This window comes from Streptacidiphilus sp. MAP5-3 (assembly GCF_041262505.1).
GTDB lineage: Bacteria > Actinomycetota > Actinomycetes > Streptomycetales > Streptomycetaceae > Streptacidiphilus.
Genome location: NZ_JBGCCL010000038.1, coordinates 54,316 through 63,212 on the forward strand (window position 1 = coordinate 54,316; position 8,897 = coordinate 63,212).

Below are 8,897 nucleotides of genomic sequence, written 5' to 3' on the forward strand. Positions count from 1 at the left end.
GCCTCGGCTGAATGATCGAATGGGATCTACGGAAGTTCCGTGTGCTGACCGAGCTGAAGCGCCAGGGCACGGTCACCGCCACGGCTCAGGCGCTCTCCCTCACCCCCTCGGCGGTGTCGCAGACCCTCAACAGCCTGAGTCGGCAGATCGGCGCGCCGATCGTCGAGCCGGACGGGCGGCGGGTGCGCCTGACCGAGGTGGCCCATCTGCTGCTCCGTCACGGTGACGCCGTGTTCGCCCAGTTGGAGGCCGCCGAAGCCGAGATCGAGGCGTACCTGGGCGGTGAGGAGGGGCTGGTCCGGATCGGCTCGTTCGCCACCGGCGTGGAGGCACTGGTGATGCCGGCGTTGGACCTGCTCCGGCAGTCCCGCCCCACCTTCCAGGCCTCCGTGCACGAAGCCGAGGCGGCCGAGGTCTACACACTGCTGGAGCGCGGCGAGATAGACGTGGCGCTGTCATTGGCCGCGCACACCGACGGCGCCGTGGCCAGCGGGCGGCTGGTCACCTTCCCGCTGCTGGCGGACCCGATGGACGTCGCGCTGCCGGCGGGGCACCACCTCGCGGGGCAGGCCGGGCTGCATCTGGCCGACCTGGCGGAGGAGGCCTGGGTCTTCGGCGCGTCGGGCCCGTGGCGGGACATCACCCTGGCGGCCTGCGCCGAGGTGTGCTTCGCCCCCGTCGCCGCGCACACCGCCTCGGACTGGGGCGCGATCCTGGCGATCGTGCAGGCGGGGATGGGCGTGGCGCTGGTGCCCCGTCTGGTGGACGCCCGGCGTCCTGGCGTGCGGATCCGAGTCCTGACGGAGGATCAACCCCGCCGCCACGTCATAGGGGCGGTGCGCAAGGGGTCCGAGACCGCCCCGCGCCTGAAGGTGGTCGTACGGAGTCTTCAGCGCGTCGCTGAGGACCGTCGCCGCTACAACCCGTCCGTGCAGACGTACTGAAACTGCGCTTACGAAAAGCTCGATGGACGTACCACCGGCCCGGCCGGTCAACTGGTTGTGCGGCGACGATCCCGCCTGCCGCACAACCAGTTGACCCGAGGCGATCACGGGATGATGACGGCCAGGCGCTGCACTCCCGTTCCGTAGTTGATGTAGAGCAGGGCGGTGGTCTCGGTTGCGCTGGATGGGACGGTGACGTTCAGGGTGTCCGGCCCCCACGAGGCGCCAGACGCCAGCGCGGGGATATCCCAGTACTCAAAGTTGCCGACCGTGATGCTCTGCGTCGCGGTGGTGTCGGCCAGTGACGTCGCAGTGCTGGTCGAGCTGCCGTTGTTGTTCACGGTGAACGGCACTGTGGTCATCGCGCCACGGGGAATCACGCAGCTGTTCGGAGGACTCGCGCTGACCGTCAGCGGGCCGTGACTCGAGGTTCCGGTGAGCGCGCCCATCTCGGCTGAGAACGCTCCCAGGAAGCCGCAGCCGCTGGAGTCGGTGGGCATGTTGCCCCACAGGATGGCTCCCTGGGTTTGCGCTTCGAGCGTCTTGAACTCGCTGTCCCAGTCCGTGCCGCTCAGCCAGGCGTTGCCGGAGGTGCCGCTGGTGTCCCACTGTCCCCAGACGTATGGGTAGATCGGCAGACTGGAGCTGATCGCGCGGTCGTTGGAGACAGCAGCACTCAGCTCCGAGGACCAGTCCGAGGTGGTGGCCCAGCGGTTGTACATCGACGGTGCGAAGAAGTCGAAGTAGCCGCTGGCATAGAGTTGGGCGGTGTAGGAGCTGTACGTGTTACCCCAGTCGTACGAGTACATCCCGATCGGGGCGGACGGCTCTGCAGCGTGCGCCCACGTGATCAGCTGCTTCCAGAGGTCGACCTCCTGTTGGGCCTGAGCAGTTGATGAAGCGTCGACCGGAACGATCTGCTCGAAGTCGAGGGCTATCGGTCCTGTCGCCCCCGATTTGTCGGCACTGACGTCCGCCTGCACCTTCGCGTCGAAGGTGCTCTGCGTGGGCACGTTGCTGCAGCCGGTGGTGGAGCAGGACAGGCTCCACGCGTCGTAGACCGTTGTCGAATCTGTCACGCCGAACTGCTCGACGTTGGCGTTCGGTGCATCCTCGTGGGTGTCGTTGAACATGGTGAACGACGCTGCGTGCGCCTTCGTGGCGCCTGCCCCGATCACCAAGGGGGCCAGGGCGAGCAGGACGGTGGCCAGTGGTGCAATGAATCTGCGGACCAATTGTGCTGGCATTTCGACTCCTTTGCCGTGCAGGGGTGGTACTGCCGAATTCCTCCTTCAGACGTGGCGCCGGGGCGTCCTATTGCCTGGGAGCGCCGAGGCGTGGGTGCGATCCGGCACGGCCCCGCCGGACCGGGGCGCGGGTGGCTACTTGTTCGCTGCGGCGTAGGCCTGGCTGAACTCGGCCGCCATCTGGTCGATGCTGCACTGCGCCTTGAGCTGGGCGACGGTGCTGCTCCACGAGGAGAGGGGCTGGCGGCCGGTCACGATGTCGACGACGGCCGGACCGAGCAGGGGTGGCAGGGTGGCGTACTTGGCGTTGTAGGTTGCCGATCCCGAGAGGTAGGGGCGGGTGGGGTCTCCCACGGTGATCGGAAGCAGAGTGCTCCAGGTGTCGTACTGGCGCTGGGTGTCCTGGGTGGCCCCGGGGTAGAACATCGGCTGCGGCTGCTGTGCCAGGTACTTGATGGGCAGGTTGCTCGAGTTCTCCGTCATGCCCAGCGTGGTCGGGTTGGCCGGGGACCCGTCCGCGGCGCGGGTGAAGTGCACGCCCTCGACTCCGTAGTTGACCAGTTCGAACTCCTTGGTCCCCCATGGCGCGGCGAGGTAGTCCAGGACCCGCAGCAGCATCTTGATGCGTTCGGGGGAGGAGGCCTTGATGGCGGTGTAGCTGAAGGCGAAGTCTCCGCCGGGGACGTTGGGGGCGGTTCCGTAGGGGTAGGCCACGTCCACGGTGAACGAGTTCCCGACCTGCTGGAAGACGGTCAGCAGGCCGCCGGTGAGCGAGTCGGCGGTGGTGACCCACTCGCCCGAGGCGAACTTGGCCTGGGTGGCGACCGAGGAGGGAAGGCTCATCGCGTCTGGATTGAACAGCCCCTGCGCGTAGAAGCTCCGCATGTTCGCCAGGGCCTGCTCGTAGGCGGGTGACTCCATGGCGTGGGTGAACTTGCCGTTCTGCAACTGCCAGGTGTTGGGGGCGCCGGCGGCCCCCGCGTGGAATCCCATTCCGAACGTCTTCGGCTGGGATTCGCCCATGGAGTAGTGGCCGGCGGATTTGAGCTTCGCCATTCCGGCGGCGAACTGGTCGACCGAGATGCCCTTGCCCCAGATTCCGGCCGCGACCAGCTTTTCCTTGTTCGAGATGAGTCCCATGTTGGGCGTGTTGTACCGGTAGACGGGGACTCCGTAGATCTTCCCGTCGATCCGGCCCATCAGCTCCCAGCCTCTGGTCGGGATCGAGGCGAGGTTGGGGTACTCCTTGATCGCGTCACCTGAGAGGTAGGGGGTCAGGTCGGCGCACTTGGCCTCGACGAACTGGCTGGCGTCGGGTACACCGGGCGTGACCTGGATCAGGTCCGGGATGTCCCCGCTCGCCTCCATCTGCGCGAACGCCTGGTTGAACGTGGTCCCGCTGTCGATCACGAACCGCGGCTGGAAGGTCACGCCCAGGGCCTGGGAGACCGCTGCGAGCAGCTGGTTGGAGGAACCGGTGGAGACCGGGCTGCCGTAGCTGACGGCCAGGGCGGTCACGGTGGACCCGTCGCCCGGCTTTGTCGTGATGCTCGAGGGCAGCGGCAGCGAGGGATATCTCAGTGCCGCGGGTGCCCCGTTGTTGGGCAGAGCGGGCAGGTCGTAGTGGGCTGTCGAGTTGGGCACGTAGGTGGGCCACGGCGCCAGTTTCACTCCGACGTTGGACGTCGAGCCCGTCGACCCGGCGCCGCATGCGGCCAGAGTGGGGGCGATCGCGGCGGCGGCCACGCCGATACCGGTGGCTCTGAGGAAGGAACGACGCGAGAATGTGCCGGACATGGCGAATTCCTCGGGGGAGTAGGTGCGGGCCTGAGGTTCAGGACTTGACGGCGCCGGTGAGGACACCCTTGGTGAAGAAGCGCTGCGCGAACGGGTAGACCAGCACGATGGGCAGGATTGCCACCACGACGGTCGCGGCCTGTTCGGCGATGGGGTTCTGGTTGATGACGGCGGCGGTGCTGCCGTTGGCGTCCACGTTCGAGCCCTGCGTCACCAGCAGCCGCAGCAGGGTCCCCAGGGGCCACTGGGACGCGTCGTTGAGGTAGAACAGTCCCTGGAACCACTGGTTCCAGTACGTCACGGCGTAGAAGAAGCCGACGACCGCGATGACGGGTTTCGACAGAGGCAGCACGATGCGTAGGAGCGTGGTCCACTCGCCGGCGCCGTCCAGGCGTGCGGCCTCGTACAGTTCGGACGGGATCCCCTGGAAGAAGCCCCGCATCACCACCAGGTTGAACACGTTGACCAGCACCGGCAGGACCAGCGAGGAGTAGTTGTTCAGCAGGTGCAGGTTGTCGACCACCAGGTAGGTGGGAATGAGCCCCGGTGGGAAGAGGAACGCGAACAGGCACATCATCAGTACCTGCTTGCCGCCGGCGACGCCGGGCCGGGACAGCGCGTAGGCCAGCAGCACCGTGGTGGCCAGGGATGCGGCGGTCCCGATGAGCGTCAGCCCGAGGCTGACCCAGACCGCCTTGGTGATCAGGCCGCCTTGCAGGATGGCGCGGTATGCCTGCAAGGAGAACGGGTGCGGCCACAGGGTGAAGCCCGCACCGTTGTGCAGGAGTTGGTGGTTGGTGGAGAGGCTGGTGGACAGCTCCACCCAGAACGGCACCACGGCGATCGCCGTGATCAGGATCAGCGCGGACCCCTTGGTCAGCGAGGTGACCGCCTTCGGCTTCTCCTGCCAGGCCGGGCGCGGCTCCGGTGCCAGTGAACTGCGCCACCTGCTGCCCGATATCGCACTGCTGATACTCACCGGTACACACCTTCCTCGCCGAGCCGATGTGCGACCTTGTTCGCGCACACCACGAGCACCAGACCGACCACACCTTTGAACAGGCCGGCTGCGGCTGCGACCGACCAGTCGCCGTTCACCGTCGCGTGGAAGTAGACGTAGGTGTCGAGCACCTCGGACACCTGGGAGCCGAATCCGTCGCGCTGCATCATCACCTGGTCGAAACCGACGGTGAGAATGTCGCCGACGCGCATCACCAGCACGAGGATCAACACCGGCCTGATGCCGGGCAGCGTGATGTGCCAGAACCTGCGCCAGGGACCCGCCCCGTCGATCGCCGAGGACTCGTAGAGGGACTCGTTGACCTGGAACAGGGCGGCGGTGAAGATGACCGTCGCCCAGCCGCAGTCCTTCCAGATCAGCTCACCGATCATCAGCGGCTTGAACAACGAGGGATCGGCGAAGACGTTGACCAGGTGCGACCCGCCCCCGGACAGGGCCCCTCCGAGCAGACCGGTGGGACCGAGGACCTGTTGGAACAGGGCGATCGCGACGACCCACGACAGAAAGTGCGGCAGGAACACCACACTCGTGACAGCCTTGCGGACCCATCCGCGCAGCACGCTGTGGAGCAGCAGGGCCAGTGCCAGCGGTACCGGCACGAAGAAGACCAGCTGGAGTCCTGCCAGCTCCACCGTGTTGATCAGCGCCTGCCAGAAGCTGGGATCGCCGAACAGTGTTGCGAAGTTCGCCAACCCCACCCACTGGCTCTGTGCGAAGCCGAGGAACGGGACGTAGTTCTCGAAGGCGACGATGTTCCCGAACAGCGCGCCGTACTGGAAGACCAGGAAGTAGAGGACCCCCGGCACCATCATCACGAGCAGTGCTCTGTCTCGGCGGATGCGGCGCCACAGGCCAACTCTGCGCTGGACCGGGCTTTTCCCGGATCCTGCCGGACTGGGCGGGACCACGTCCTCGCTCGCCGGGGGATCCTCCACAGCAACACCCATCCCGCTCCCCTCTCCAGTGCGCTCAGCAGGGCGCGGCCCGTGCTTTCGGTGGGCCTGGCGGCGTGCGGAATTCGTGGCGCGTGATTGGCGCCTGCCGCATCCGTCCCGTTGACCGGCATCATCGTGGGATACGGTTTTGAGGGCGTCAAGGCAGGAAGTTCATACTGTCAAAAAGGCGTCACTTTTGAGAACTGGATGGGGTATCAGTCTTCTCTATAGCAGGGGGTCAGGCCTCCAGGTCGACATCCCCCGCTCCCGCAGCGGAAGTTGCGCCGCAGGACTCGCGAACCACCAGGTGCGGCAGCAACTCGATGCGTGTGGGGAGCACCGTCGGGTCGGTGAGCTTGCGGATCAGCAGGCCCGCGGCCGCTTCGCCGATGGCCCGTTTCTGTGGTGCTATCGCGCTGAGCTGAACCGAGGGAATGGTTGCCAGCTCGTCGTCGTAGCTGACCAGTGCGAGGTCCTCGGGCACGCGCAGGCCCTGGGCCAGCAGTCGTTGGATCAGGTTGATCGCGAGGTGGTCCGGGTGGACCAGTGCCGCGGTCACCTGCCTGGCGGTCACCCGCCGCAGCAGGTCCGTGACGGTCTCCTCGAAGCTGGGAAGGTCGCTGGGTGGACCGGATTGCGCTATGGACATCTCGTCGAGGTCGAGGCCGAGCACTTCCATCGCGGATCGGTACCCTTCGCGGATCGCTCCTGCCGTGTGAGTGGTGTTGGAGACCAAGGCGATGTGCCGGTGGCCCAGTCCGGCCAGATGGCGCACGGCCAGAGCGGCTCCGCCGACGTGATCGGAGGTGACCCGGTCCAGCGCCGCCGCCTGCACGCCGGCAGGCACCCGCCGCTCCACCAGCACCGTGGGGATGTCCAGGTCGGCGATCTGCTCGCAGTCCTTCGGGCTGGGCCCGTCGATCCCCCAACTGGGCGTGAGCAGCAGGCCGTCGGCGCCGGCGTTGATCATGCCCTTGATGTGTTCCGCGTTCTGCGCCGCGTCGTAGTCCGTCATCGCCACCATCAGTCGCGCGCCGGAGGCGGCTGCCGCGGCCCGAGCCCCCCGGATGATCTCCGGGTAGAAGTAGTCCGCCATCGGCACGATCATCCCGATCAACAGGCCAGGTGGCGCCGCCGGCACCGATTCCGGGCGATTGAGCCGGGCGTCGCGAGCGCTGAGCGGGCCCGAAGGCCAGGACACCGACCCGTGCACCCAGCGGACCCGGCCGATCGCAGCGAGCGCCCTGACGTCGCGGCGCGCCGTCTCGGTGGACACACCCAACTCCGCGCCCAGATCGGCCAATCGGATGCTTCCGCGATCACGCACGATCTGCACGATCTGTTCGTGGCGTTCCTCGACCTTCGTTCGCACGTGCCCACCCTCAAGGTTCTTGCCGGTCTCCGGCATGCGGCCTGCTCTGCCCGCAGCATAGGTTCAACCCGCCAGTCATGACAGGTTTTTGTTGGTTTGTTGGATCGCTCTTGACGGGCGAGGAAAGCGCTTTCTAGCCTCCAGTGGCAGCTACGCGCGACTGCTGTGCCCCAGCGGGGCGCGGCAGTTCTGTCTCAGGAGGCCCACTGCCATGTCGCTCACCTGGTCCCGACGCACCTTCCTCCAGGCTGCCGGCGTCAGCACTGTCGGCTTCGCCCTCGCCGGCGCGATCGGCGGGACACCGGCCACTGCTGACACGACAGCAGACGCGTTCGCCATCGTGCGGTCCCGGTGGGCCGCGCTGACCAGTGGTGGAACCATCGACGCCGGCAACCCGGTGTACGCGCCCGCGATCGCCGCCCTCGACACGAGTACCGCGAACTACCTGCCCCTGATGGAGACCTCGCCGGGCGCCACGCAGCTGTTCACCGACCTCCCCCTCGGCTCCAACGCCGACAACGTCGCCTACAGCTTCTACCGGCTGGGAACCCTGGCCCGCGCCTACGTCACCCCGGGAACGGCCTACACCGGGAACGCCTCGGTGCTCGCCGCCGTCACCAGCGGCCTGGACTACATGACCACCTCCGTCTACTCGGCTTCCGGCGGCCTTCCCACCTACGGGTACGGGAACTGGTGGGACTGGGAGATCGGCGCTCCGCAGTCGCTGCTGGACACCGCGAACCTCGTCTACTCCTCTCTGACGGCCAATCAGATCGCCAACCACTGTGCGGCTGTCGACCACTTCGTCCCCGATCCGACGCTCTTGCCCCAGGCGAGCGGCACCACTGTCTCGACCGGGGCGAACCGCCTGGACCTGTGCCGCGTGGTGATCATCCGCGGCGCCCTCGGCGAGGACGGGTCGAAGATCGCCCAGGGCGTGGCGGGGATCTCGCCCACCCTTGCGTTCACCGCGGGTCCTCCCGGCTCCTACGCGGACGGCCTGTACGCCGACGGGTCGTTCCTGCAGCACGGTGGCACTGGATACACCGGCACCTACGGCGGCGTGTGGCTGAGTGATGTCGCCAAGCTCATGACCGCGCTCGGCGGCACCCCGTGGGCGGTCACCGACCCCAATATCGGCAACGTGTTCTTCGCCGCGACCAACTGCTTCGCCCCGGTGGTCTACAACGGCCTGATGCTCGACTCGGTCCGCGGGCGAGCCATCGCACGCTCCGGCGAACCCGGCACCGCAGACGGCCTGGCGGCGGTGGGCAACCTGATCACCCTGGCCGGCGGCGCCCCCGACACCGCCACCGCAACACGGCTGAAGAGCATCGCCAAGGGCTGGCTCCAGCGCACCCCGGCACCCGTGGCCACGAGCGGATCGGTCTCCTCGATCGCGCTGACCCAACAGGTCCTGACCGACTCCACGGTGCCCAGTGCCCCCGAGCCGGTGAACCACTCGCTGTTCCCGGTGATGGCCCGCGCCGTTCACCGCCGACCCGGCTGGGCCGCGGCCATCGCCATGAACTCGGCCCGCAACCCCTTCTACGAGACCGACGGCGCCTCCAACCTGCACGG

Annotated in this window: 6 protein-coding genes and 1 pseudogene; 2 read left to right on the forward strand and 5 right to left on the reverse strand. The window is 67.4% G+C overall.

From position 1 onward, the window contains the following. The first annotated feature begins 11 nt into the window (after window positions 1-11). Complete coding sequence (locus tag ABH928_RS33495; protein ID WP_370072471.1) at window positions 12-944, forward strand: LysR substrate-binding domain-containing protein; 933 nt, start codon at window positions 12-14, stop codon at window positions 942-944. A gap of 104 nt (window positions 945-1,048) precedes the next feature. On the opposite strand, the gene ABH928_RS33500 is transcribed toward ABH928_RS33495, so the two are convergent. The 5 genes from ABH928_RS33500 to ABH928_RS33520 all read right to left on the reverse strand — a co-directional run bounded on the left by ABH928_RS33500 (window position 1,049) and on the right by ABH928_RS33520 (window position 7,316). Then, a complete protein-coding gene (locus ABH928_RS33500; RefSeq protein WP_370072473.1) occupies window positions 1,049-2,191 on the reverse strand; it encodes a hypothetical protein in 1,143 nt (380 codons plus the stop codon). A 135-nt stretch (window positions 2,192-2,326) separates the two neighbouring features. Continuing rightward, window positions 2,327-3,988, reverse strand: a complete 1,662-nt coding sequence (locus ABH928_RS33505; RefSeq protein WP_370072475.1) for a hypothetical protein — start codon at window positions 3,986-3,988, stop codon at window positions 2,327-2,329. Between the two features lie 37 nt (window positions 3,989-4,025). Beyond that, entirely contained in the window at window positions 4,026-4,922 is an 897-nt protein-coding gene (locus ABH928_RS33510; RefSeq protein WP_370072481.1) for a carbohydrate ABC transporter permease, read from the reverse strand. A gap of 41 nt (window positions 4,923-4,963) precedes the next feature. Then, window positions 4,964-5,818, reverse strand: coding sequence for an ABC transporter permease subunit (locus tag ABH928_RS33515; RefSeq protein WP_370072482.1), 855 nt, complete (start codon window positions 5,816-5,818; stop codon window positions 4,964-4,966). Window positions 5,819-6,182: 364 nt separating this feature from the next. Further along, window positions 6,183-7,316: a substrate-binding domain-containing protein gene (locus tag ABH928_RS33520; protein ID WP_370072476.1), complete on the reverse strand. Its 1,134-nt coding sequence runs from the start codon at window positions 7,314-7,316 to the stop codon at window positions 6,183-6,185. A 211-nt stretch (window positions 7,317-7,527) separates the two neighbouring features. Here ABH928_RS33520 and ABH928_RS33525 point away from each other — a divergent pair. Beyond that, a pseudogene (locus ABH928_RS33525) lies at window positions 7,528-8,897 on the forward strand (lyase); the annotation flags it as partial.